Annotated in this window: 1 pseudogene; it reads left to right on the top strand. The window is 54.7% G+C overall.

The features are described 5' to 3' along the window. Positions 1–62: 62 nt before the first annotated feature. Positions 63–267: pseudogene (locus tag JUJ53_RS25325) on the top strand (hypothetical protein); the annotation flags it as partial.

Genomic DNA, 267 nt, shown 5'->3' with positions numbered 1-267 from the left:
TCGAGTTTGAAGCGCTACTTCAAGGTGTCATCTTGCTCGAAACGCAATGGCACCGTTCCTGGTTGCCACAACGGTTTCCTCTGGTCTATATCGAATACTTAGCTTCTGCGCCGTGGAATCGCCGGTTACTCGAAGATCCTCCCTATCTGATTGGGGTCGGACGGGCTCTTGTACTCTTTGCCCGGCAGCGCAGTGTGGAGGTAGGTTACGGTGGTCGCATCGGTCTACATGCGCTGCCGGGTGCGGAAGCTTTCTATCGACGTTACA

The organism is Leptolyngbya sp. CCY15150 (assembly GCF_016888135.1).
Lineage (GTDB): Bacteria > Cyanobacteriota > Cyanobacteriia > RECH01 > RECH01 > RECH01.
Note: the sequence above shows the minus strand (reverse complement) of the source record. Positions and strands in the feature narration are given on the sequence as shown.